This is a genomic window from Tabrizicola sp. TH137 (assembly GCF_002855575.1).
GTDB lineage: Bacteria > Pseudomonadota > Alphaproteobacteria > Rhodobacterales > Rhodobacteraceae > Paragemmobacter.
This window is the reverse complement of record NZ_PKRQ01000008.1, coordinates 96,909-119,352: the sequence shown is the minus strand read 5'-3', so window position 1 is coordinate 119,352 and position 22,444 is coordinate 96,909. Positions and strand designations below refer to the sequence as shown.

20 protein-coding genes are annotated in these 22,444 nt (G+C 64.3%); 7 read left to right on the top strand and 13 right to left on the bottom strand.

Annotation, left to right across the window (positions count from 1 at the left end; all coding sequences use genetic code 11):
- Positions 1 to 17: 17 nt before the first annotated feature.
- The 4 genes from C0V75_RS20210 to C0V75_RS20195 all read right to left on the bottom strand — a co-directional run bounded on the left by C0V75_RS20210 (position 18) and on the right by C0V75_RS20195 (position 6,414).
- Positions 18 to 2,054 carry a CocE/NonD family hydrolase gene (locus C0V75_RS20210; protein WP_101922796.1) on the bottom strand — a complete coding sequence of 679 codons (2,037 nt, stop codon included), beginning with the start codon at positions 2,052 to 2,054 and terminating at the stop codon, positions 18 to 20.
- Entirely contained in the window at positions 2,054 to 3,577 is a 1,524-nt protein-coding gene (locus C0V75_RS20205; RefSeq protein ID WP_101922795.1) for a trimethylamine methyltransferase family protein, read from the bottom strand. The genes C0V75_RS20210 and C0V75_RS20205 overlap by 1 nt, the downstream gene beginning before the upstream one ends.
- A complete protein-coding gene (locus C0V75_RS20200; RefSeq protein ID WP_101922822.1) occupies positions 3,574 to 5,649 on the bottom strand; it encodes an FAD-dependent oxidoreductase in 2,076 nt (691 codons plus the stop codon). The genes C0V75_RS20205 and C0V75_RS20200 overlap by 4 nt, the downstream gene beginning before the upstream one ends.
- Before the next feature lie 72 nt (positions 5,650 to 5,721).
- Positions 5,722 to 6,414, bottom strand: a complete 693-nt coding sequence (locus C0V75_RS20195) for a DnaA N-terminal domain-containing protein (protein ID WP_101922794.1) — start codon at positions 6,412 to 6,414, stop codon at positions 5,722 to 5,724.
- A gap of 473 nt (positions 6,415 to 6,887) precedes the next feature.
- Here C0V75_RS20195 and C0V75_RS20190 point away from each other — a divergent pair, with 473 nt between their 5' ends.
- The gene (locus C0V75_RS20190) at positions 6,888 to 8,195 is read left to right on the top strand and encodes an AAA family ATPase (RefSeq protein ID WP_101922793.1); all 1,308 of its coding nucleotides are present in this window, start codon (positions 6,888 to 6,890) and stop codon (positions 8,193 to 8,195) included.
- Positions 8,192 to 9,268 carry a ParB N-terminal domain-containing protein gene (locus tag C0V75_RS20185; protein ID WP_101922792.1) on the top strand — a complete coding sequence of 359 codons (1,077 nt, stop codon included), beginning with the start codon at positions 8,192 to 8,194 and terminating at the stop codon, positions 9,266 to 9,268. Before C0V75_RS20190 ends, C0V75_RS20185 begins: the two co-directional genes overlap by 4 nt.
- Before the next feature lie 220 nt (positions 9,269 to 9,488).
- On the opposite strand, the gene C0V75_RS20180 is transcribed toward C0V75_RS20185, so the two are convergent.
- Complete coding sequence (locus tag C0V75_RS20180; RefSeq protein WP_101922791.1) at positions 9,489 to 10,598, bottom strand: tyrosine-type recombinase/integrase; 1,110 nt, start codon at positions 10,596 to 10,598, stop codon at positions 9,489 to 9,491.
- A 115-nt stretch (positions 10,599 to 10,713) separates the two neighbouring features.
- Between C0V75_RS20180 and C0V75_RS20175 the strand changes: the two genes are divergently transcribed.
- Both C0V75_RS20175 and C0V75_RS20170 read left to right on the top strand, forming a co-directional pair.
- On the top strand, positions 10,714 to 11,616 hold the full coding sequence (locus C0V75_RS20175; protein ID WP_101922790.1) for a DUF1403 family protein: 903 nt from the start codon (positions 10,714 to 10,716) through the stop codon (positions 11,614 to 11,616).
- Between the two features lie 2 nt (positions 11,617 to 11,618).
- Entirely contained in the window at positions 11,619 to 12,209 is a 591-nt protein-coding gene (locus C0V75_RS20170) for an SMC-Scp complex subunit ScpB (protein WP_101922789.1), read from the top strand.
- Positions 12,210 to 12,239: 30 nt separating this feature from the next.
- Here the strand turns inward: C0V75_RS20170 and C0V75_RS20165 are convergent, their stop codons facing one another.
- Both C0V75_RS20165 and C0V75_RS20160 read right to left on the bottom strand, forming a co-directional pair.
- A complete protein-coding gene (locus C0V75_RS20165; RefSeq protein ID WP_143710469.1) occupies positions 12,240 to 13,193 on the bottom strand; it encodes a glycosyltransferase family 2 protein in 954 nt (317 codons plus the stop codon).
- Between the two features lie 250 nt (positions 13,194 to 13,443).
- A complete protein-coding gene (locus C0V75_RS20160) occupies positions 13,444 to 14,319 on the bottom strand; it encodes a LysR family transcriptional regulator (protein WP_101922787.1) in 876 nt (291 codons plus the stop codon).
- Positions 14,320 to 14,425: 106 nt separating this feature from the next.
- Between C0V75_RS20160 and C0V75_RS20155 the strand changes: the two genes are divergently transcribed.
- The 3 genes from C0V75_RS20155 (at position 14,426) to C0V75_RS20150 (ending at position 17,172) form a co-directional block, all read left to right on the top strand.
- Positions 14,426 to 15,400, top strand: coding sequence for a sodium-dependent bicarbonate transport family permease (locus tag C0V75_RS20155; RefSeq protein WP_101922786.1), 975 nt, complete (start codon positions 14,426 to 14,428; stop codon positions 15,398 to 15,400).
- Between the two features lie 56 nt (positions 15,401 to 15,456).
- Positions 15,457 to 15,660: a hypothetical protein gene (locus C0V75_RS22815; RefSeq protein ID WP_143710468.1), complete on the top strand. Its 204-nt coding sequence runs from the start codon at positions 15,457 to 15,459 to the stop codon at positions 15,658 to 15,660.
- Between the two features lie 90 nt (positions 15,661 to 15,750).
- Complete coding sequence (locus C0V75_RS20150; RefSeq protein WP_101922785.1) at positions 15,751 to 17,172, top strand: lipopolysaccharide biosynthesis protein; 1,422 nt, start codon at positions 15,751 to 15,753, stop codon at positions 17,170 to 17,172.
- 130 nt (positions 17,173 to 17,302) lie between these two features.
- Here the strand turns inward: C0V75_RS20150 and C0V75_RS20145 are convergent, their stop codons facing one another.
- Genes C0V75_RS20145 through C0V75_RS20120 form a run of 6 tightly spaced genes read right to left on the bottom strand, consistent with a single transcriptional unit; the run spans position 17,303 to position 22,444 of the window.
- A complete protein-coding gene (locus C0V75_RS20145; RefSeq protein ID WP_101922784.1) occupies positions 17,303 to 17,893 on the bottom strand; it encodes a hypothetical protein in 591 nt (196 codons plus the stop codon).
- Positions 17,886 to 18,596, bottom strand: coding sequence for a hypothetical protein (locus C0V75_RS20140; RefSeq protein WP_143710467.1), 711 nt, complete (start codon positions 18,594 to 18,596; stop codon positions 17,886 to 17,888). The genes C0V75_RS20145 and C0V75_RS20140 overlap by 8 nt, the downstream gene beginning before the upstream one ends.
- A gap of 30 nt (positions 18,597 to 18,626) precedes the next feature.
- A complete protein-coding gene (locus C0V75_RS20135) occupies positions 18,627 to 19,607 on the bottom strand; it encodes a carbohydrate kinase family protein (protein WP_101922782.1) in 981 nt (326 codons plus the stop codon).
- A complete protein-coding gene (locus C0V75_RS20130) occupies positions 19,604 to 20,650 on the bottom strand; it encodes an ABC transporter ATP-binding protein (RefSeq protein WP_101922781.1) in 1,047 nt (348 codons plus the stop codon). The genes C0V75_RS20135 and C0V75_RS20130 overlap by 4 nt, the downstream gene beginning before the upstream one ends.
- Positions 20,651 to 20,653: 3 nt before the next feature.
- Positions 20,654 to 21,496, bottom strand: coding sequence for a carbohydrate ABC transporter permease (locus tag C0V75_RS20125; protein WP_101922780.1), 843 nt, complete (start codon positions 21,494 to 21,496; stop codon positions 20,654 to 20,656).
- Entirely contained in the window at positions 21,497 to 22,444 is a 948-nt protein-coding gene (locus C0V75_RS20120; RefSeq protein ID WP_101922779.1) for a carbohydrate ABC transporter permease, read from the bottom strand. It abuts the gene before it with no gap.

Genomic DNA, 22,444 nt, shown 5'->3' with positions numbered 1-22,444 from the left:
AGCCCGCACCCCTCTCGCTACATGTGGTCACGCGCTATCCTTTCGTTCCAGTCGCGGCTGAACACCGGCACCCCGTTCTCGCTGATCCGCAGGCACATGCTCACGATGAAATGCGTGGCATCGCAGGTCAGCGAACCCTCGCTCTCATGCAGGATGGTCGTGTCCGCCCGCTCGATCCGCACGGTATATCCCGTCTCGCAACGCGCGCTCAGCGGGTCACCCTCGGTGATGCGATACCGCGCATAGCCCGTTCCGCGATGGGTCTGCCCGATGGCGGGCATCTCCATCGCATAGGTCCAGCGCGGAAACTCCACCAGGCTTTCCCCGCTCAGCAGGTCGCGCGTCACCCGCCGCTGTGCGGTCGGCGCATCCGCCGGGATGGGCAGATCATGCTGCGCATCCGCCTCCGCGCATTCCGGCGCATCGAACACCCGCAGGCCTGCATCCTCCGCCCGAACGGGCCGCACCGGCAGCACCAGCGCGCTCTCCCCCAGCCGCAGCCTCAGCGTCGCCAGTTCCGGCGAAGGCCAGGCAATCGGCCAATAGACGGTCGAAATCGACACCGCGATCCGATGCCCCGCCGGAAAGCGATGCCCGATATCGTCAAGGTCCACCGTGGCCACCGTCATCTCTCCGGGGATCAGGTCCTGCGGGGCGCCATGCCCGAACCTGTGGCACAGGTTCAGATGCCCGATGGCCACCCGCGTCGATGCGCCACTCGGCGCAACATCATTCACCCGCACCGATACCAGCGCCCAGGGCTTGTCGCTGGCGAAGGTCAGATGCAGCTGCGGCGCACCCAGAATCTCCACATCCTCGGCCAGCGGCTCGGTCACGAAGACCAGCGATCCGCCATCATCCTCGCGCTGATCGGTCGCCCATTCCGCATCGTCGCCATAGCGGCCCACTTCGCCCGCCGCCGCCCCGACCCAGAGGGGCGAACAGATGGACACCTCCCCCGTTCCCGCCGCCCCCAGCCGCCCATGATCCCCCAGCGCCATCCGCCGCGCCTCGATCCGGGGCGATGGCCACTGATCCTCCCCCACCCAATAGCCCGGCCTTTCGCGATAGCAGGTCTGCGGCGGCACGCTCTCCTGCACCCAAGCGCGCAGCAGCGGTTCCTCCATGATCCCCGTCTCGCGCCCCTTCAGCCACTGGTCGCACCAGCGCAGCACCTCCTGCAACCAGCCGATGGCCGGCTCCACCGTCACGTCATGCGGAAAAGAATGCGCCCAGGGCCCGATCAACCCCCGCCTCGGCCCCGACAATCCCGCCAGCAACCGCGGCACGGCTTCGGAATAATTGTCCGCCCAGCCCGACACCGCATAGACCGGGATCGTGATGCGCGAGAAATCCTCGCAAACCGACCCCTGCTTCCAATAGTCATCCCGCGACTGATGCCGCAGCCAGGTCAGGATCCATGGGCTGTTCGCCTCCATCCGCGCCCGCCACATGTCGCGCCACCGATCCCCCACGATGGCCGGATCGGGCGGCAGGTCCTGACTGGCGAACATGGTGGAGGACCAGTCGAAATTGTCCTTCGACAGGCAGCCGCCGACCCAGTGGATATCCGTCGCATACCGGTCATCCGTCGATCCCACGGTGATGATCGTCTTCAACGCCGCAGGCTGCCGCGCCGCGATCTGCAACCCGTTGAACCCGCCCCAGCTAATGCCGATCATCGCCACCTGCCCGTCGCACCAGTCCTGACGCGACAGCCAGTCGATGGCCGCCACGCCATCCTCCTGCTCCTGCACCGAATATTCGTCGGTGATGATCCCCTCGCTGTCGCCGGTCCCCCGGATGTCCAGCCGCAGGCAGGCATAGCCGTGCCGCGCCAGATAGCGGTGCATCTTCTCGTCCCGCGCCCGCGTCCCGTCGCGCTTGCGATAGGGCAGGTATTCCAGGATCAGCGGAACCTTTCCCGCCCCCTCGGGCAGCCACAGCCGCCCCGCCAGCCGCACGCCATCCGGCATCGGCACCCAGATATTCTCGATCTCCCTCAACCCATAGGGAAAATCCGTCCGAACCGTCGCCCCTCTGCCCTTCGCCATCAGTTCATCGGTGCCCCGCCTTCGGCCTTGCGCCGCGCGACATAGGCGCTCAGCGCCTCGTCCACTGCGGCATCAAGGGGTGGATCCTCGGCCTGCGCCAAAAGCTCTTTCCAGACCGTATTCGCCCGCTGCGCCGCGTCGATCCCGCCGCGCTGCATCCATGTCGGGTAATTGTCCCAGTTCGATACCATCGGCGCGTGAAACGCCCGCTCATAGCGCTCCATCGTATGCGCCGTGCCAAAGAAATGCCCGCCAGCGCCCGCCTCCAGAATGGCCTCCAGCGCCAGATCGGCCTCGGTCGTCGCCAGCGGCTCGAACCAGGCATCCATCATCTGCAACATCTCGGCATCAAGGATCAGCTTCTCGAAACTCGCCGTCAGCCCGCCATGCAGCCAGCCCGCCGCGTGCTCCAGAAGATGCGCCCCCCCGGTCAACGCCCCCCACAGCGCCATCTGCGATTCATAGGCCGCCTGCGCATCCACCGCATTCGCCGCCGTCACGTTGGAAGACCGGAACGGCACCCCGATATGCCGCGCCAATTGCCCGCTCGCCTGCGCCGCCTTGGCATATTCCGGCGTGCCAAAGGCGGGCGCGCCAGACCGCATGTCCACATTCGACGTGAACCCGCCATACATCACCGGCACGCCCGGCCGCACGATCTGCGTCAGCACGATCCCCGCCATCGCCTCGGCATGCTGCAACACCAGCGCGCCGGCCAGCGTCACCGGCGCCATGGCACCGGCCAGCGTGAAGGGCGTGATCACATTCACCTGCCCATGCGCCGCCATCGCGATCAGGCCCTCGGCCATCGGCACATCCAGTTGCAGCGGCGAATTGGTGTTGATGATCCCCAGCAGAACCGGCCGCTCGCGCAGCCCCTCCGCCGTGGTCCCCAGCATGATCGCCGCCATCTCGATCCCGTCCATCGTCCGCGCATGGCCCAGCGTCTGGGTCTGCCAGCTTTTGTCCAGATGCCGGATCTGCGCGTGATAGATGTCCAGATGCCGCGTGTTCGCGGGCAGGTCCAAAGGCTCGAACGGACAGCCGCCCTCCTGATGGAGGACATTCAACCCCTGCACCAGCCGCAGGAAATCGCACATCTCGGCATAGGTCCCGTCCCGCCGCCCCTTGTCGTTGCACATCACATAGGCTGGCCCCCCGACCGAGGCGTAAACGCAATGCGCCCCCCCGATCTTCAGGGATTTCAACGGGTTTCGTGCCTCCAGCACAAAGGCCGATGGCACGGTCGCCAAGCCTTCCGCCACCAGTGCCGGATCAAGGCGGACCGTCTCCCCCTCCACCCTTGCCCCGGCCTGCGCATAAAGATCCCGCGCCGCCGGATGCAGCACGCGCATCCCTTGCCGCGCCAGAACATCCAGCGCCGCCGCATGGATCGCAGCCACCTGATCGTCGGAAATCACTCGGACCCAGTCGATACACCGCTCCACCTGCCCGAAGGGCCGCTGCGGCACCCCGCCCGAGGGGCGGCCGGCCTGCCGTCTGCGCCCCTCGACCCGTGTCATTCCGCCGCCTCCGGCATCTGGAAATCCCTCGGCGCAAAGGGCGCATCCCGGCGCGGCATCACCTGCGCCGCCGAAAGCCCCAATTCCCGCGCCGTCTTGTGCCCCTGATAGACGGCATGGACGATGGCCCCCGGCGCCAGCGCATCCCCCGTCAGATGCAGCCTCTCGCGCGGCATCGTCCCGGCCAGCGCCTCATGCAGCGCGCTGCCCGCCTGCCGATAGCCCACGATCACCAGAGACCGCACCGCGATGTCCCGTGCCTCGCCGCTGAAGATCTGCGCCAGCCGCAGGGTCTCGCCATCAAACCCCGTCACCACCTCCAGCGTCCGCAAAGCGATGCCCTTCTTCGCAAAGGACTGATGCACCAAAGGCTGTTCATTCGTCATGAATCCCCAGGCCGCCGCCGCGCCCGCCGTGGTGATGTAAGTCACCGCCCTCCCCTGCCCCGCCAGTTGCTCGGCAATCGCGGACCCAAGGTAGTAATTGTCATAGTCGAACACCGCGACCGGCCCCTCCGGCACCACACCTGCGGCGATATCGTCGGGCGTGTAAACGCGCGGCGCCTCCAGCGGCACCGAAGGCAGCTCATTCGCCCCGCACAGATGCGGCAACCAGCGCGCGCCGGTGGCGATCACCACATGATCCGCCCCGAATTCCCGCACATCCGCCGCTGACAGTGTGCTTTCCGGGTAAAGCGACACATTCGGCAGCTTCTGCAACTGCCCCATCCGGTAATCCACCACGCGGTGCCACTGGTTCAGCCCCGGCAACCGGCTTTCCCAGCGCAGCCGCCCGCCGAACTCCCGCGCCGCATCGGCCAGCGCCACGTCATGCCCCCGCCGCGCCAGCGTCAGCGCCGCCTCAAGCCCCGCAGGCCCCCCGCCCACCACCAGAACCTGGCCCTTGCCATCCTTCCGCACGATCTCGGGATGCCAGCCGCGCCGCCATTCCTCGCCCGCCGTCGGGTTCTGCGTGCAGCGCACCCAGACCCCGTCATGCCAGCTTGAAATGCACAGATTGCAGCCGATGCATTCGCGGATGTCCTCCACCCGCCCCTCTTCGATCTTCTTCGGCAGGAACGGATCGGCAATCGACGGCCGCGCGCCCCCGATCAGGTCCAGCACACCCCGCTTCACCATCGACACCATCGTATCGGGGCTGGTGAACCGCCCCACCCCCACCACCGGCTTGTCGGTGATCGTCTTCAGGAAATCGACGACAGGCTCATGGCTGCCCTCCGCCGTGTAGCGGCTCGCTGCGCAATCGGTGGCGGAATAGTCCATCTTCACATCGAACAGGTCGGGCGCATCCTTCAGATGGCCGATCACCTCATGCGCCTCGCTGGGTGCCACCTCCGACGGCCGCCCCCGCAATTCCTGCATCGACATGCGCAGCGCCACCGCACAGCGCCCGCCCGTCGCCTCGCGCACCGCGTCAATCAACTGCTCCACCAGCCGCACGCGATTGCGGACCGACCCGCCATAGTCATCCGTCCGCCGGTTGTAATCCGACAGCAGGAACTGATAGGGCAGATAGCCCATCCCCGCATAGACATAGAGGATGTCGAACCCCGCCCGCTCGGCCATCACCGCCGCCTCGGCATGCCAGCGGATCAGGTCGCGGATATCCTGCGCATCCATCACCTTCGGCCGGGCCGAAGACATGAACCCCACATGCGTCGCCATCCACGGCACGCCCGAAGGCGACAGGGCCGCGTGCCGCGTCGTCCGGTTCACCGCCGCCGCCCCGCCATGCCAAAGCTCGATCGCCGCCAGCGCCCCCTGCCGATGCGCCGCCTCGGTCATCAGCATATGCGACCGCAGATCCGCCTCATCCCACAGCGTCGCGCAGGGAAAGGGGCTGTCATCCGAACTCGGATGGATGGAACAGGCCCCGGTCGATACCACCGCCCATCCCCCTTCCGCCTTCATCTCGCGGAAGGCCGCCCGCACATGCGGCGCGGCATTGGTCATGCCCGAGGCATGGGGAACCTGAAAGAACCGGTTGCGGGCCACCTTCGGCCCGATCTTCACCGGCTGGAAAAGAAGGTCGAAACGGGGGTCGCGGGGCATGGGGGCCTCCGATGCCGATTCCTTGCTGAACAACTGTATAGTATCAGCCGGGCGCCATCTGGCAACAGAATCCTACTCCGCCCCCACCTTCACCATCCGCACCCCGCCATCCTCGCGCCGCACGGCGGCCAGAAGACGGATCAGGTGATGCGTCGTCACATAGGCCGCATGGAACCGCGACGGCGCCACCAGGTCCAGGCACCCGCCCGCCAGCCCCACCTGCGCCAATTGCCGGAACCACATGTTGAAGGCCGCAGGGTCCTCCCCCGCCAGCCGCGCCTGCACCCGGTCCCAAAGCGCATCCCCCTCCGGCAGCACCGTCGCCGCCGTCCCCGGAAAGGCCACCACATTCGGCGCCGGCATCTCCGCCGCGGGCCGCGGCCCTGCCATCCGCTCCACGAAATCCGGCCCCACCGCCTCCCAGGCCTCGCGTGTGCTCAGCAGGATAGCAGTGATATCAATCCCGTGGATCGCCACCCGCCCCCGCACCGCCGCCCGCTTCTGCACCAGCCATCCCAGCGCCCGCAGCTTGGCCATCTCGCGCTTCACCGTCCGCTCATCCACCGACCACAGCGCCGCCAGGTCCTTCTGCCCTATGGAAAGCTCGTCATTCTGCCAGTTGTAGCGCGCCACAACCATCGTGATGAACCGCAGGACCAGCCGCTGGAAATGCTTGTCTCCCCGGCAGGCATGAACGCCAAGCGCCGTGATCAGATCGTATTTGCGTGAGGCCGCCTGTCTGCCGACAGGCCGGACGATCTGCATCCCCGTTGCTCCTGTATCGCCGGGATCATCCGCCCCGGTTGCCGTCTTGCCATTCCTGCCCGGTCCGCAACCCGTTTTCCGGTGTTCTTTCGGACTGTGGGCTGATTTGCGTCCTGTTTCCCGATTCTGTCAAGCAAAAGCGCGCCACCCGCCATCTGCCCCGATCCACCGACTCTGAGAATCCGGTTCAAATGGTAATGGGGGACGGGCTGAATGTCACCCTATCCGGCAACAATGTCCCCCCAATCGGCAGTGGGGCGTCCAACCTGTCCCCCCAAGATGGGGTAGGAAACACAGCACGCCCCCGCATCCTTTCCCGAATCGGTCACCCCCCGCTCCGGCCTGTCCTGCCTGGGTTTTCCCCGCTGCCCACCCCTTCGGACGCAAATCCACCAAATCAGGATAATCACGTTTGCGCGGAACGCAAATTCAACGTAATTTCGCGAACGGCAGGAATTAACAATGAGGCGATCATGTTCACCCATCGCGACCTTCAGGAGCTGCGCGACACCTCGCTCAAGATGCAGGGCTGGATCCGCAAGCAGACCTTCTCCCCGCAGATGGAAAAGACGCTCCGCCGCTTCTCCTCCTGGGAAGTTTCGGAACTCATCCTCAAGGTCAACCAGTCCACCTTCCGCGGCCGCCTCGCGACCGATCCCTCCCTCCCCGATGGCGAGGTGGAGGAGGATGGCCGCCAGCGCTGGTTCTCCCTCGACGAGATCAACGAGATGCGCCGCAGGATGAAGGTCAACCGCAAGCCGATGACCCCGCACCGCCCCGCGGGGAAACGCGCCATCCGCGTCGCCGTCGCCAATTTCAAGGGCGGCGCGGGCAAGTCCACCGTCGCGCTCCACTTCGCCCATGCCGCCGCGCTCGACGGATACCGCGTCCTCTGCGTGGATTTCGACCCGCAAGCCACGCTCAGCCATTCCATGGGCCTGTCGGACGTGAACGAGGAACATACCGTCTGGGGCATCATGGCCCGCGATCTCGTGCGCGAGACGGAGCGGATGAACCGCGCCGCCCAGGGCGCCGAAAGCGGCACCGCCCTGCCCCGCCGCAAGCTCCCCGCCTCCATCACCGACATGGGCCTCGGCGATCTGCGCGCCACCGATTTCATCAAGCCGACCTGCTGGCCCACCATCGACCTCGTCCCCTCCTGCGCCAATGCGGCCTTCGTGGAATTCGCCTCCGCCCAGTATCGCCACATGAACCCCGACTGGTCCTTCTTCGCCGCCGTCTCGCGCTGGCTCGACCAGTTGCCCGACGATGCCTATGACATGATCATCTTCGACTGCCCGCCCGCCATCGGCTATCAGTCGATGAACGCGGTCTTCGCGGCGGATGTCCTCTACATCCCCTCCGGGCCGGGCTACTGGGAATATGACTCCACCACCTCCTTCATCGGCCAGTTGGCCGAGGCGCTGGAAGATCTCTCCGCCGGATTCGAAGGTCATTTCCCCGCGGGGAAAATGCCCCTGCCGAAAGCCTTCCTCGACATCCGCTTCCTCCTCACCCGCTATGAACCCGGAAACGACCTGCATCGCGCCATGTATGACGCCTTCAAAAAGGTCTTCGGCGACCGCGTCACCGCGAACCCCATCGAACACACGCGGGCGGTGGAACAGTCGGGGCGCTTCCTCGCCTCGATCTATGAAATAGACTACCGCGACATGACGCGCGAAACCTGGCGCCGGGCGCGGACAACCTTCGACAAGGCATATGAGGAATTCCGCGGCCATGTCTGCGCCGCCTGGGATCGGCTGGAGGAACGCGCATGACCAAGAAACGCCGCATGTTCGACATCGACCTTCCCGAAGAGGATGGTCCCGAACTGGAAGTGAAGTCGATGGGCGATGGGCTGCGCCGCGGCCCCATGGCCACCGCGATCGGCGAGAATGCCGAATCCCTGCGCCAGCGCCAGGCCGCCGAGGCCGAGATCCGCGCCGAGAATGACGCCCTCGCGCATGAATTCGTCCGGCTCAAGAAGCTGGGTCTCGTCGTGGACATGATCCCCGTCGATCAGGTCCATGCGGGCAAGCTGATCCGTGACCGGTCCCGACGCGTGGACCCCGAACTTGACGAACTCAAGGCCTCCATCCGCGCCGTCGGCCTCTCCAACCCGATCCGGGTAGAGCAGGTGGGCGAGGGGCAATACGAACTCGTGCAGGGCTGGCGGCGTCTGTCGGCCTATCGCGAACTTCTCGCCGAAACCGGGGATCAGGCCTATGCCCGCATTCCGGCCGGCCTGATGGCGCGGGGCGAAACGCTCGACAGCCTCTATCGCCGCATGGTGGATGAGAACATGGTCCGCAAGGACATCAGCTTCGCCGAAATGGCGAACCTCGCCCGCGCCTATGCCGAGGATGACGCAACCGGCTGCCGCGATCTGGACGAGGCGGTGAATATCCTCTTCGCCACGGCCAACCCGCAAAAGCGCAGCTATGTCCGCCGCTTCGCTTTCCTGATGCGGGCGCTGGAAAAGGTCCTGGAACATCCCGAGTCGATCCCGCGCGCCCTTGGCCTGACGCTGGCAAACCGCATCGAGGGCGAACCCGCCGCCGTTACCGCGCTGGCCCGGATGCTGGGGCAGGGCAGGCGCACGGCGGAAGAGGAACTCGCCATCCTGCGCCGCTTCGCCGAAGGCGAGGCCGCGCCACCGGCTGCGGGCGCGGTGGCCCGGGCGGCCGATCCGCGCGGCAAGACCGTGCTGCGGATGCCCACCCCGGCGGGTGAGGTGAAATGCACCGCCGCCGCTGGCAAGGTGGAACTGCGGCTCGACCGTGATTTCTCGACGCTGGACCGGCGGCAGTTGGAGGCGGCGGTCAAGGCCTTCTTCTCCGCGCTGGACTGACGCGGCGCAGGGCAGGGGGCTTTCCCCGCGGGGAAATCGCCCCTGCCCGTGCCATTTTTCCCCCGTTGCGACCGTTCGCTGCGTGGCCACAGTTTGCGGCACAAAAGGCGGCACAGAATACGGTACAGCCGTTTTCGCCCAACCCCTTGAATCCCCGCCTTTCCCCGCGGGGAAGTCTCCACAAGCCGCGCCCCCGTCTCCCACCTCCCGCGCAACAGGATTACAGCCCTGCCGCCTTGGTCAGGTTCACCCGGAACCTGTCGCGGCGGCGCTGATAGCGGCGGGTCATCTCGGCGCTGGCATGGCCAAGCTGCTTCTGGATAAAGCGCTCATCCACCTCGGCGCTGCTGGCCAGACCCGCGCGCAGGGAATGGCCGGAGAAAAGCCGCAGTCGTTCCGCCCGTGAAAGCTCCGGCCGCAAACCTGCCGCCTCCACCGTCTGCTTCACAAGCCGCGCGACATGCTTGTCCGAAAGCCTCTCGCCTGTGGCCTTGCGCCCATCACGGGAAACCGCGACGAACAGGGGCCCGAAGTCGATCTTCGCATAATGCAGCCATTGCGTCAGGGCATGGACAGGGCAGGTCTGGTCGGATGATCCGCGGGCGATTTCCACCTCGCGCCACCCGGTCTTGCCGCGCAGCGTGATCAGGGCACCGCCATCCAGAACCTCGACCCAGCCGCCGCTGTCCGGCGTATCATCCTTGCCGTGATCCAGACTCACGATCTCCGACCGGCGCAACCCTCCGGCAAAGCCGATCAACAGGATCGCCCGGTCACGCAGGCCGCGCAGATCATGGGGCAGGGTGGCCAGCATGTCGCGCAGGTCTTCCGGAAGGATCGCCGCCTTCTGTGCCGGCGGCCGCGCATGTTTGCGCCGGATACCGGCAAGGACGCTGGCAATATGGCGATCCCTGCGGTCGAGGCGCTGGCCGCGCTGCGCATAGCCCCAGACAAGGCCAGAAAGGCGTCTTTCGATCGAGGCAACCGAAAGCGGCGGCGTCTTGCCTCCCGGTGCGGCGAGGTCAGAGATATAAAGACCGATCAGGGGGGGCGACGGCGGCAGCGGCTCCGCCCCCCGCATCCGGCACCAGCGCGCAAAATGGGCCCAGTCCTTCGCATAGGCCCGCAGCGTATTTTCTGATGCGGCCTGCCGCGCATAATCCCGCGCCGTCTCGACAAGCCGGTCAAGCGTGCCGGACCCCGCCATCTGGAACGGCAGCACAAGGGCGCCATCCACCACCGCGCCGCTCTCGTTCTTTACGTCCTCGCCAGCCTGCTCTGGCAGATCCGGAGATGATTTCTGATGTGCTTCGGCCATGGCGCCAAGCATAACCTCTTCATGTCCGATAATGCAAGATTAACGGACATACAGGATTCGCGCAGGATGCGGCGCTAAAGGCGGCTTTCTCTGGCCAAAAGCGCCGCGAGGATTTAGGCTTCCGGGCATGCGAGAACCCCGCCCCCCCTCCGCCGCGCCCCTGCCGATGCTGCCCCCGCTTCCGGGTTGGATCGCCACGGCCCCTGCCGATACGCTCGACGCGGCGGCCTTCCGCTCCGGGGCGATGCTGGCGCATCTGTCCCTCGTGGCCGCAATCGGCGAGGTGCCGCTGGCCCTGTGGCGCGACCGCCTTGCCCTCGCTGCGGCCGAGGTCTGTGCAGCCATCGCCGGGCGCCGCGAAGGCGCGCCCGCCTTGCGCGATGCCCTGCACCTGACGAAGCCCGGCGATGATCCCGGCCCGGCGGGGCAGCTTCTGCGGCAATGGTCCCATGTGGTGGTCCGGCCGATCTCTGTCGGCCACCTGGCGCGGGCGCTGGCAGGCATCGCTCCGGACCGGATCGCGCTTTGCCTCGATGCGCAGGGGCCGACGCCGGTGGATCGGGCGGCCCAGGTGATCGAGGCCATCCTGACCGACAACCCGCGCGACGAACTGGTCGCGCTGGTCATGGCCGATGCCACCTTGGCAAAATCGCTGGCCTGGACGCATGTGCTGCCGCTTCTGTCCCTTGCGCTGAAACCCCGCGACCTGCGCCTGCGCGGTGACGATCTGCGGCTTGCCTGTCATCGGGCGGTGGCGGCCGGGGCCGGGCGGGCGCTGCCGATGGCGGGCGATCTGGCACGGGCGGCGACGCGCCTGCGGGAAGTGGCGCCACGGCTGCGGGCCAAGGGGGCCATCCGGGCGGTTGATCTGTTCCTGTCACGCGATGCACTCGCCCCCACAGCCCTGGCGAGAGAGATGAATGACAGCCTCTCCGACCGCGCCGCACGGCGGCTCTGCGACCGGCTGGTGGAACTCGGCGCGCTGCGAGAACTCACCGGGCGCGAAACCTTCCGGCTTTACGGGGTCTGACCATGGCGCGGCGCGAGAACCCGACACTCGACCGTGAACTGGCCGACCTCGCGCCCGAATTGCGCTGGCGGGAATGGATGCGCCGGATCGAGGCGGTTCTCTTCGCCAGTTCAAGCCCGGTCGCACGCGCAGATCTCGCCCGGGTGGTGGGGCAGGGGGTCTCGATTGATCTTCTGATCGAAGACCTGAAAGTCGATCTTGACGGCCGGCCCTATGAGGTGGCGCAGGTGGGCAATGGCTGGATGCTGCGCACCCGGCCCGCCTATGCCGCGTCCATCCGCGCCGCCGCAGATGTCGGCGGGCTGGCCCTGACCCTGTCGGAATTCGATCTCGCCGTCCTTGCGGCAATCGCTTTTCACCAACCGATCAGCCGTGACGGGCTGAAAGACATCTTCGGGAAAGAGATCAGCCGCGACCTGATCGGTCGGCTGGCCGACCGCCATCTCATCGGCACCGGTCCCCGCGAACCGCGCCGGGGTGCCCCCTACACCTTTGTAACCACTGACACATTCCTTGCGGCCTTCGGGATGCAATCCCTGCGCGATCTTCCAGACCCCGAGCAGTTGGACGACGCCGGCCTCGCCGCGCCGTGACGGCGATCAGGCCAGGCCGCCCTTCACCCTTTACCGCACCGCCGCCTTCCGCGGCGCCTGGCCGCGGCTGAGCAAACGGGACCGCCAATACATATACATCCCCTTCAGGCTGTATCGGACCTTGTCTGTCATCGTGAACTTGAGTTCCGGCATGAAACGGTTCTCCTTTCGGAGCCACTCTCCGGGAAGCTTCTTCACGTCCCAATACAGTTGCCGGCAGAAATCCGGTTGAGAGAAGAAGTATTTTGCATACAGCGCCCCACCCCCGATCGAATAGTTTCGGAACAGCTTGTATCCATCCTCTGTCGTCTTGCGGCCATGAAAGTGGTGGATCTTCAGGTCCGGCGCATATTCAATCTCGAAACCGTGGATATAGGCCCGAAAGATGTAATCCATATCCTCGCCTCCGGGGATGCTCGACCCGGCGCCAAGTGCTGTGTCAAACGGCCCGATCTGCTCGACCAAGGTCTTGCGCATCATCATGTTGCAGCCAAGCAGGCTATTCCCCAGATTCTCATTGCGGGTAGAGTTCCGTCCTTTGCTCCAGGACTGGCGCGCCGTCGCCGTTTTGATTGTCACAGGCTGGTCGGTGGGATCGCCCAGGAAAACCGACCCGCCACGCAACACGGGAACGGTGTCTTGCGCGTCATAGGCCAGCGCGTTCACGATGTATCTCTCATCCATGACGCAATCGTCGTCGATCATGACAAGCAATTCACCACGGGCATTGGAAAGGCCGCAATTCCGCGCATGTGACAGGCCCTTCTGCTGTTCAAACACGAGTCTGACTTTGCAGTCCGGATGTTTTGCCTGCCACACCGCAACAACAGCCTGTGTGTTGTCGGTCGAGTTATTGTCCACGATCAGAATTTCCGTTTCGGCCTGCGGTGCCGCAAGGATCGCTTCCCGGATCGATGTAAGACAATTGACCAGCGCGGCAGAGCGATTGTGCGTGCAAATGATGACGGAAACGGTCTTCCCCATGAACAAACCTCTCTTCTTGCGAGCGAAAAAGAACCTTCAGGCGCTAAGACCTGGGGGAAGGAGCCGCTCGGAAAATCTTGGGCCTGTTAACATATGATAAACAGGCGTTCTACCCCGAGTCACTTTCGGATAGTGTCGCCCAAGGCCGCAGAGAGCCAGGCGCTAACCTCCGGACTGGCGTCAGACGCGGGGCAGGGCGTGCAGTGAAACGGCCATCGCGCGCCAGTCATGGTGCCAACAGGATGCACCGTCAAACCTGCATCTGCCGCCGCGCGACCCGTTCCGCGACGAAACCCGCCAGCGCAGCGGCAGCAGGGGTAAGCCGCGCCTGCCCCAGAAGCGCGATCTCCACTTCTGCAAGGTCGGGCCAGCCTGTCAGGATCGCCAGTTCCGGCGGCACCATCGCGCGCGGCATCACCGCATAGCCCAGACCGGCGCGCACCGCCGCGGCCTGACCCGCGAAGGAGGGCGAGGTGAAGACCCCGCTCCAGGTGGCGCCCGCCTTGTCCAGGGCGCGGGTGGCACGTCCGCGATAGACGCAAGGCGACGGCGAAAGAACGAGAGGCAGCAACCGCCCGCGCGCCGCCTCCCCGAAATCCGCCGTCAGTCCCGGTGCGCTGACCCAGACCAATTGCTCACGCCAAAGCGGCCGCGAGCCGGGATAGCGTTGCGCTGGGTCCTGCTTGACGATGATCAGGTCCTGCCCGCCCGCCTCGAATTCCTCCACCAAGGGCAGGGTCAACTGGCATGTCACATGCAACTCCACCGCCGGATGGGCGGCTGCGAACAAGCCAAGGATATCTGGCAGATAGGCCGATGCGAAGTCCTCCGGGCTGCCAAAGCGCACCTCGCCCGCCAGATCGGGTGCATGGAACCGTGCCAGCATGGCATCGGCCTGCGCCACCATCGCGCGGGCATGGCTCAGAAACTGCTCTCCGTCCGTTGTCAGGCGCACACGGCGGGTCGTGCGGTCCAGCAGGCGGCGGCCGAACAACTCTTCCAGCTTTCGGATCTGTTCGGACACGGCCGATTGCGACCGTCCGACCATCATCCCCGCGCGCGAGAAACTGCCGCTTTCCGCCACCGCAAGAAAGGTCCGCAGCACCGCGGTATCGACGTCATGCATCCCTTCACCTATCGGAAAAACGAATGAAGCAAATGTAAATTTCCCGTTTCTATTTTCAAACCGGCTGCCGCAGAAGGGGTGCGCAATCCAAAATCAGGCGAGTGCCATGGACAGTATTCTGATCGAGAACCTCGTTTCCCCCATAACCTTGGCCTTTCTTCTCGGGATCGTTGCAACGCTGATACGGTCCGACCTTGAAATCCCGGAACCGGTCATCCGGATCTTCGCGATCTTCCTGCTCTTCTCCATCGGCCTCCAGGGCGGGCGCGAACTGGCCACCGCAGACCTCTCCAACGTCATGGGTGCCATCACGGTGACAGCCATCGTCGTCCTCGTGATCCCGCTTCTGGCATTCCTCGTCGCGCGCCATGTCATTCGGCTTTCCATCGTCGATTCCGCCGGTGTGGCGGCGCTCTATGGCTCGGTGTCGTCGGTCACTTTCGTCGTGGCGCGTGCTTATGCCGAGGGTGCAGGCACCCCGATGGAGGGCTATGTCACCGGCCTTGTCGCGCTGATGGAACTTGGCATTCTCGTCGCGCTCTTCTACGGCCGCGTGGCCCTTTCGCGGGCAGAAGGGACTGGCGGTGTCCCTCTCAGCACCATCCTGATGGAAACGTTGCGGGGGCGCGGCCTTCTGCTGCTCGGCGGCGGCCTGTTGATCGGTGCTGTCTCGGGTGAGGCGAACTTCACCCGGATCGAGCCGTTCTTTGTCGACCTTTTCCGCGGGGTGCTTGTCCTCTTCCTGCTGGAAATGGGGATGACCGCCGGTCGGCAGTTGAAGGATTTTGCGCGCGTCGGTGGTCGGATGCTGGCTTTTGGTCTTGCCATGCCCATGGTCAACGGCTTCGTGGTGAGCGGTCTTGCAACGCTTGCAGGGCTCCCCATGGGCTCGGCCTTCGTTCTTGGCGCAGTTGCCGCTTCGGCCAGCTACATAGACGCACCGGCGGCGGTGCGGGCCACCTTCCCGGAGGCGAACCCGTCCGTCTATCTGACGGCATCGCTGGGCATCACCTTCCCCTTCATGCTGCTCGCAGGTGTGCCAATCGTCTGGCAAATGACGGCCTTCTGGCAGGGGCTGTAGAGGACACGGTCCTTGCGCGCTGCCAAAGGCGGCGCGCATTCGATAGGAACCGGCAGGTGCCAAGACTGAACCCACAAAAGCATCTTGCTCCGACGGAGACAAAGCTGCTAATCGGCGGGCGAAAAGGGCAGGTGCGCGAAAGGAAAATCGCGGTCTTGGCCGCTGTATTTCAAAGAGATCCGGGCGATTTTGTTCGGGATCTGGGCAATCTGGAAGCACAGTTCGTGCAGAAAACCACGGACGACGCGCGCGAGTTGTAATTGAGGTTTTCTTGGGTCCACCGTGGGCGATCGGGCGAGAACCAGTGGAGCACGTCGCTCGATGGGAAACTGCATGACTGGTGAACGCCATTGAAAAAGCTGGTCACGGGAACAGCACTCATTTCCTCGGTCAACATTCTGCGCCTGATTGTGCAGTTTGTGTCGCTGCCGCTGCTTGCCCGCCTGCTGACTCCAGAGGACTACGGGATCGTGGCAATGGCCATGCCCATCGTTCTTTTTGTGATGCTGTTTGCCGATAGTGGCCTCGCTTCCTCTCTGGTCAGAGAGAAGTCAGAAGACATGACCCCCTGGCATTCTTGCTTTTGGCTTACCACCGGTCTCGGCGCTTCTTTCTGTCTGCTTCTGGCAGCCCTTTCCCCGGTCGTTTCCTACTGGATGGACGAGCCAACTCTCTCTCCCGTGATGGCCGCCTTGGCGACTGTCATCCTGCTTCAATCGCTAACCCTCATCCCCGGCGCCGCTCTGCAACAGGAAGGCATGTTCGGGCGAATAGCTCTGGCAGAGATCGCTGGAATAATCGTCAGCCTGGGCGTCGCAATCTGGGCCGCGCTGAACGGGCTGGGTGTCTGGGCCCTCGTCGGGCAGCAGATTGCGCTTTATGCGGTTAGACTGTTTTTCAACGCCGTGCTCAGCCCATACCGACCCCGCCTTGTGTTCAGTTGGGGGTCGGCAAAGGGGCATGTCGTGTTTGGATGGAACGTCTTCGCCTCCAGCGTTGTCGGCTTCGGAAGCCGCTCCGCGGAAAACATCATCATCGGAAGGTTCAGGGGCGCTGCGGAACTCGGATATTATGGGATGGCATTCCAGTTTGCGCGGCTTCCTTGGATGATCGTGACGGGTCCACTCCAGTACGTCCTCTATCCACTTGTTGCCGGCGCAGATAAGGATCTGGCGAAACTGCGTGCACAGGCCCTGCTGGCGAGCAAGGTGCTTGCGATCCTGCTCTTCGCCCCCATGTTGCTCATCGGTGCGGCCAGCGTGCCGATCTTCGATCTCCTCCTTTCCGAAAAGTGGAGGGAGGCAGCATATGTCTTCGCCATGATTATCCCAGCGGCTGCGGTTCAACCGGTGATCGGGATATTGGGGACCTTCGTCCTTGCGATTGGCAGACCTGACATTCAGTTCAAGCTGACCGTACATTCCACAGTGCTGTGGATGGCCTGCCTTCTTTCATCCGTTTGGTTCAGCCTGACCGCCGTTGCCATCGCTTTCACGGTTTCCACGCTTGTCTTTTCTCTTTGGAGCCTGCGCGTAATGCTCCCATTGGTGGGGTGCAGCTTCCGGGACTATGGCAAGGCGGTAGGTGGCCAGATATTTGTCGGCGCGGTTGCCGTTGCAATCTACGCTGCGATAGCGCTCACTTGGCCCATGACCGACGTGGAATCGATCTTCGTCGCGATGTCTCTAGCTGGCCTTTGCGTTCTTGGATCCTTCCTGGTCCAGTGGAAAAGAATACTTGGTGATTACAAGGCCGTCTTGCCGGCAGGGTAGTCCTGCAACCTGATGTCCGCCGATAAGCTCTTGTTCGGCAAGTGGCGTAGGGTCGTGGCCCTAACGTTCTGGCCTTGATGCAAGAACGAGTCCCGACCCTGGGAACCACGCTGCTGCGCTCTGGCGCAGATCAGGCCCTGTCGTCCTTCGTTTGCGCGGAAAACACATCCGGCATCACCCAGTTCGGCTGACTTCCCATCAGCATCTGAAGGAACCCCGCCGAGAAACGCGCGTCCTGCATCGTGTTTTCCCGGAAACTCCACCAGTGCCGCAGATCGTCGATTGCCGGGTCAATCGTCGTCTCTGTATGGAACTCCTGCGCCGTTGCGGCGGCATGGACCGACAGGCAGAAGATCGTGCAGCAATAGCCTTCGGGCCAGAATGCCGCCGCCGATCCCGGCTGCGCCAGAACCGGCACGCCCTCGGCCTTCAACGGCATGTCCGTTGTCAGCTCGCGCATCATCAATGCGGCCGCGAATTCAAAGAAGGCACGCCGCTGCGACTTGTCCGCAGGGCGCTGCACCTCGATCGCGTCGAGCCAGCGCATGAAGCAGCCGGCAAGCTTGGCCTCGTCCACCTCCAGCTTGCAGCCCAGCTCCTGACTTACCGTCTCGGCATGCCGCAGGAAGGCCGCCTTGAACCAGCGAAGACGCCGCACCGCGATCCGCAGCGGTTCGTTCGTGGGGGGCAGGGCATCCTGATGCAGCCGAACCTTAGACATGATCGACGTACTTCCGGTAAAGCGCGGCAAGGCTGTCCAGCCGACGCGCCGCCAAGGCCCTGGCGATTTCATCCGCCTTGGCAAGGGCGATGTCGGCCGCCGCATCCAGCGCCGCCTCGTTCTCGGCATCCGACCGCGAGGATTGCAGCCACAGCAGCACCGCAAAGACCGCAGCCCCGTCCAAAGCGCCCGTCGGCGCAAGCTGGGCCTTGTCCACGGAAACCCCGCGCACCACCCGCGCGTCCAGCAAGCGCAGCGTGAGTTCCGCTGCCCGCTGTTCCGGATCTGCTTCACCGGTTTCCCGCCGCCAGGCGGCGAAAGTTGCCCGGGCCGACATCTCGCTCACGAAGAAACTGGTCGTGCCGAACCGGCGCAGCACGGCACTCAGCGCGACATAGATCGCCTGCGCAAACTCGGCTTCGGCAGCATCGTGATGGATCAGGTCATCCAGCGCTGCTGTCGGATTTTCCTGCCCACCCAGAATCTTCTTCGCCGCGCTCGACGCAACGGTATCCACGGACCGCACGATCCCGCCGACCTCCGTCATCACGACCGAAGCGATCTCCGAGGCCGGTTTCGGAAGCGCGTCGACCGAAATCGTATCGGCCAGCGTCTCGCCGCCCCGACGCAGCAGGAAGCGAAGGCCGCGCAAGGCTTCGCGCAGCGGCATCGAATCGGGCTGGATGAAGGAAGGCAATGGCACGTCCGGCTCCTCTCACGGTCGGAGCATAGCCTAGCGCGCCCCCGTTACCAAGCCGTCCTTCGGTGCGCGCAGCGCCGTCGTCCTGATGAAATCCAGCGTCCCGGCAAAGTCCCTTACGCCGGCCTGGCTGCCCAGTCCCGTCGCGTTCTGCGCCGAAGAGGCCTGTGCCAACTGCACCGACTCTTCCAGCGACATGCCCTTGATCAGCCCGGTCGCAAAGCCGCCGTTGAAACAGTCACCGCAGCCGCAGGTGCATTTCACGTCCACCGCAAAGGCGGGGGTGGCGAATTCCAAGCCGTCGCTGCGCCGACAATAAGCGCCATCCGCGCCGAGCGTGAGGATCACGCATCCCGCCCCGCGGTCGATCAGGAACTGCGCCAGATCTCGGTTCTCTGTCAGGCCCGAAAGCGCACGCGCCTCTTCTTCGGACGGCAGGAAATAGTCGGTATGCGGCAGCAGTCGCGCAACCTTCGGCAGGTCATCCGGGGTCGAGGCAAAGACATCCAGCGTGGTGATCACGCCCCTGCGCCGCGCCTCGGCCATGATCTCTTCGGTGCGGCCCTGATCCATTCGGTTCATCAGGCCCACGCCCCCCACATGCAGGATGCGGGTATCCAGAAGATCATCAATCTGGTCGTCGGAGATATAGAACCCGTCCGTTGCGCCGCGCTTGTGCAGGGCCGGTCGGGCCCCGTCGGGGCGGGTGGTGACGATGGAAGAAGAGGTGGCAAAGCCGTCGCAACGGGCCATCATCGTGGTATCGATGCCAAAGCTGGCAAGCTTCATCAGCACCCAATCGCCCATGTCGTCATGCCCGACCCCGCCCACGGCGCGGGACTTGAGGCCGTGCTTTGCCGCCACGATCACCGCGCTGCCTGCGGCACCTGAAACGGCCAGCGTGAAGTCTTCGACGAAATAGGTATCTCCCCCCGGCGGGATCTGGGTCACCGGACGGCAGAGGGCGTCAAAGGTGATGAAGCCCATCGAGGTGTAATCGAAACGTGCGCTCATTCAGCCCCCCGGATGCGCTGGCCCGACTCATCGAAGAAATAGAGGTGGGCCGGATCGAAGGCGATGCCAATGGGAACGTCGATCTCCGAACGATAGTCGCGCGCAGCCTTCACCTCGATCTTCTTCGTTCCCGCCAGAACGGTCAGATAGGTCACGTCCCCCGTGGGTTCCACGCCATAGACCTGCCCCTGGACATGGTCACCGCCGACGCGGCAGTCTTCCGGGCGGATGCCAAGCGTCACACTCCCCCTGACATGCGCGGGGCAGGGCACCGATACCCCCGGCGCGGTGAACCGCCCGTTCTGCGCGTTGCCTTCAATCAGATTCATGGGCGGGCTGCCGATGAAACCCGCAACGAAGGTGTTTGCCGGGTCGGAATAGATCTCGTCCGGCGTGCCGACCTGCTGGATCGCCCCTTTGTTCATGATCACGATCCGGTCGGCCAGCGTCATCGCTTCGATCTGGTCATGGGTCACATAGACGGTCGTCACCTTCAGTTGCCGCTGCATGTGCTTGATCTGCACCCGCATCGACTGCCGAAGCTTTGCATCCAGGTTGGACAGGGGTTCATCCATCAGGAAAACCTGCGGCTGGCGCACAACTGCCCGTGCCAGCGCCGCGCGCTGCCGCTGCCCACCCGACAGTGCCCCCGGCTTGCGGTCAAGAAAACTGCCCAGTTCCACCATCTCGGCCGCCTTGCGGATCCGGGCATCATGTTCCGAGGCCGGTATGCCGCGCATCCGAAGCGGAAAGCGGATATTCTCGTAGATCGACATGTTGGGATAAAGGGCATAGCCCTGAAACACCATCGCCACGTCCCGGTCGCGGGCGTCGATCTCGTTCACCACCTCGCCGCCGATGATGATCTCGCCATCCGTCGGCTCTTCCAGACCGGCGATCATCCGCATGGTCGTGGTCTTGCCACAGCCCGAAGGACCAAGCAGGACAAGGAATTCCTCATCCGCGATGTCCAGCGTCATGTTCTGCACGCCGACGAAGGCGCCATAGCGTTTGACGATGTTCTTGAGTTGGATCGAGGCCATGGATCAACCTTTGACTGCGCCCATCGTCAGACCGCGCGACAGGTGCTTCTGGATCAGGATCACGAGGATCAGGATCGGCACGAAGGCGATGAAGGAGACGAGGGCGATGGCGTTGTAGATGATGCCGTCGGAACCGCCGGTGAAATTCGCCAGCGCGACAGACATGGTGTAGGCATTCGCCGTGGAGGCGATGAGCAGCGTGAACAGGAACTCGTTGATCGCGAAGATGGCCGCGATCACCGCCGCCGTGATGATGCCGGGAAGGCAGGCGGGAATGATGATCTCCCACAGGATGCGCAGGTCGCTCGCCCCATCGGTGCGCGCCGCATCCTCAAGTTCCTTCGGGATATCCAGCATGTAGCTGCGGATGATCCAGGTCACGAGGCTAAGGTTGATGGCGGCATAGATCAGCATCAGCGCCCAGACGGAATCCAGCAGCCCCACCGTCTTGAACAGGAAGAAGATCGGCACGGCCACGATGGCGGGCGCCATCATCCGGGTGGACAGGATATAGAACCCGATATCCTCGCGCCCCTTGAACTCATAGCGCGACAGGGCATAGGCCGCAGGAATGGCCAGGATGAGGTCGATCACCACCGATCCCGCCACCGCGATGATGGAGTTGCGCAGGTATTGCGCGATGGGCCAGTCGCTGACCAGCAGATGCCAGGCGTCCAGCGAGAAGGTGGGGAAATAGATCGGCTCCGGGGTGATGACCTCTGTCCGCGGCCGGAACCCGATGGAAAGGAACCACAGGATCGGCAACAGGCAGATCAGCGCCCAGGTGCCCAGCACGGCATAGCGCAGCACGAGGCTTTCACCGCGGGTCTTGCGAGGCTTGGCCATCTATTTCTTTCCCGAATGGAAGGCGCGTTTCACCACGGTCTGTGCAATGATGATCGTCATGATCAGCATCAGCACCGACGCCGCCGAGGCATAGCCGAAGTTGAACATGCGAAAGCCCTGACGGTAGATGAAATAGCTCATCGTCTCCGTCGCTCCGCCGGGCGAGCCCTGGGTCATCACGAAGACGTTGGTGAACATGGTGGTGATGTCGATGCCGCGCAGTGTGACGGCCACCACGATCACCGGCCGCATCATCGGCAGCGAAATATTCCAGAAAATCGACGGCCAGCTTGCACCATCAAGGCGTGCGGCCTCTTCGATCTCCTGATCCTGCCCCTGCAAGGCGGCGACGAAGATGATGAAAAGGAAGGGCGTCCATTGCCAGACATCGGCCACGATCAGGGTCAGCCGGGCAAGCCAGACATTGCCAAGCCAGTCCACATTCGCTTCGACGAGACCGAGCCCGATCAGCATGTCCGAAATCACGCGGCCATCGTTGAAGGCCAGTTTCCAGAGAAAGGCCACCGCCGAAGGCATGAAGAGCATCGGCATCAGATAAAGAATGCGCCAGCCGCGGATGAACGGGTCGCGATAGGCGAAATATGCCAGTGCGAGGGCGATGCAGGTCTGAAGCGTCAGCGAGATGCCCCCGATGATCGCCGTATTGCCCAGGGCGGCCCAGAACTCGCGGTCCTGAAGGATTGCCTGATAGTTGCCAAGTCCCGTCCAGGTCCAGTTGACGAAGCGGACGACGAAAAGGCTTTGGTAGATTGCGAATATGCCGGGGTAGAGGGTGATCGCCAGAAGGTAGATCACCGCGGGTGCGACCAGCAGGTAGGGAAAGGCCTTGCGCAAGGCCGGACTGCGGCGCCGTGGTGGTGCCTTCCGGCGGTTGGGGGTGGCTTGCGCCACCCCCTCTGCCGGAACCGAGGGAGCATCGGTTCTCAT

What these genes read in the sequence shown, in the direction of transcription:
- C0V75_RS20130 (WP_101922781.1), bottom strand. Translation starts at nt 20,650, where the DNA reads ATGGCCTCGATCCAACTCAAGAACATCGTCAAACGCTATGGCGCCTTC.
- C0V75_RS20205 (WP_101922795.1), bottom strand. Translation starts at nt 3,577, where the DNA reads ATGACACGGGTCGAGGGGCGCAGACGGCAGGCCGGCCGCCCCTCGGGC.
- C0V75_RS20175 (WP_101922790.1), top strand. Translation starts at nt 10,714, where the DNA reads ATGCGAGAACCCCGCCCCCCCTCCGCCGCGCCCCTGCCGATGCTGCCC.
- C0V75_RS20210 (WP_101922796.1), bottom strand. Translation starts at nt 2,054, where the DNA reads ATGGCGAAGGGCAGAGGGGCGACGGTTCGGACGGATTTTCCCTATGGG.
- C0V75_RS20165 (WP_143710469.1), bottom strand. Translation starts at nt 13,193, where the DNA reads ATGGGGAAGACCGTTTCCGTCATCATTTGCACGCACAATCGCTCTGCC.
- C0V75_RS20190 (WP_101922793.1), top strand. Translation starts at nt 6,888, where the DNA reads ATGTTCACCCATCGCGACCTTCAGGAGCTGCGCGACACCTCGCTCAAG.
- C0V75_RS20195 (WP_101922794.1), bottom strand. Translation starts at nt 6,414, where the DNA reads ATGCAGATCGTCCGGCCTGTCGGCAGACAGGCGGCCTCACGCAAATAC.
- C0V75_RS20135 (WP_101922782.1), bottom strand. Translation starts at nt 19,607, where the DNA reads ATGAGCGCACGTTTCGATTACACCTCGATGGGCTTCATCACCTTTGAC.
- C0V75_RS20185 (WP_101922792.1), top strand. Translation starts at nt 8,192, where the DNA reads ATGACCAAGAAACGCCGCATGTTCGACATCGACCTTCCCGAAGAGGAT.
- C0V75_RS20160 (WP_101922787.1), bottom strand. Translation starts at nt 14,319, where the DNA reads ATGCATGACGTCGATACCGCGGTGCTGCGGACCTTTCTTGCGGTGGCG.
- C0V75_RS20125 (WP_101922780.1), bottom strand. Translation starts at nt 21,496, where the DNA reads ATGGCCAAGCCTCGCAAGACCCGCGGTGAAAGCCTCGTGCTGCGCTAT.
- C0V75_RS20180 (WP_101922791.1), bottom strand. Translation starts at nt 10,598, where the DNA reads ATGCTTGGCGCCATGGCCGAAGCACATCAGAAATCATCTCCGGATCTG.
- C0V75_RS20145 (WP_101922784.1), bottom strand. Translation starts at nt 17,893, where the DNA reads ATGTCTAAGGTTCGGCTGCATCAGGATGCCCTGCCCCCCACGAACGAA.
- C0V75_RS20155 (WP_101922786.1), top strand. Translation starts at nt 14,426, where the DNA reads ATGGACAGTATTCTGATCGAGAACCTCGTTTCCCCCATAACCTTGGCC.
- C0V75_RS20120 (WP_101922779.1), bottom strand. Translation starts at nt 22,444, where the DNA reads ATGAGAACCGATGCTCCCTCGGTTCCGGCAGAGGGGGTGGCGCAAGCC.
- C0V75_RS20170 (WP_101922789.1), top strand. Translation starts at nt 11,619, where the DNA reads ATGGCGCGGCGCGAGAACCCGACACTCGACCGTGAACTGGCCGACCTC.
- C0V75_RS20200 (WP_101922822.1), bottom strand. Translation starts at nt 5,649, where the DNA reads ATGCCCCGCGACCCCCGTTTCGACCTTCTTTTCCAGCCGGTGAAGATC.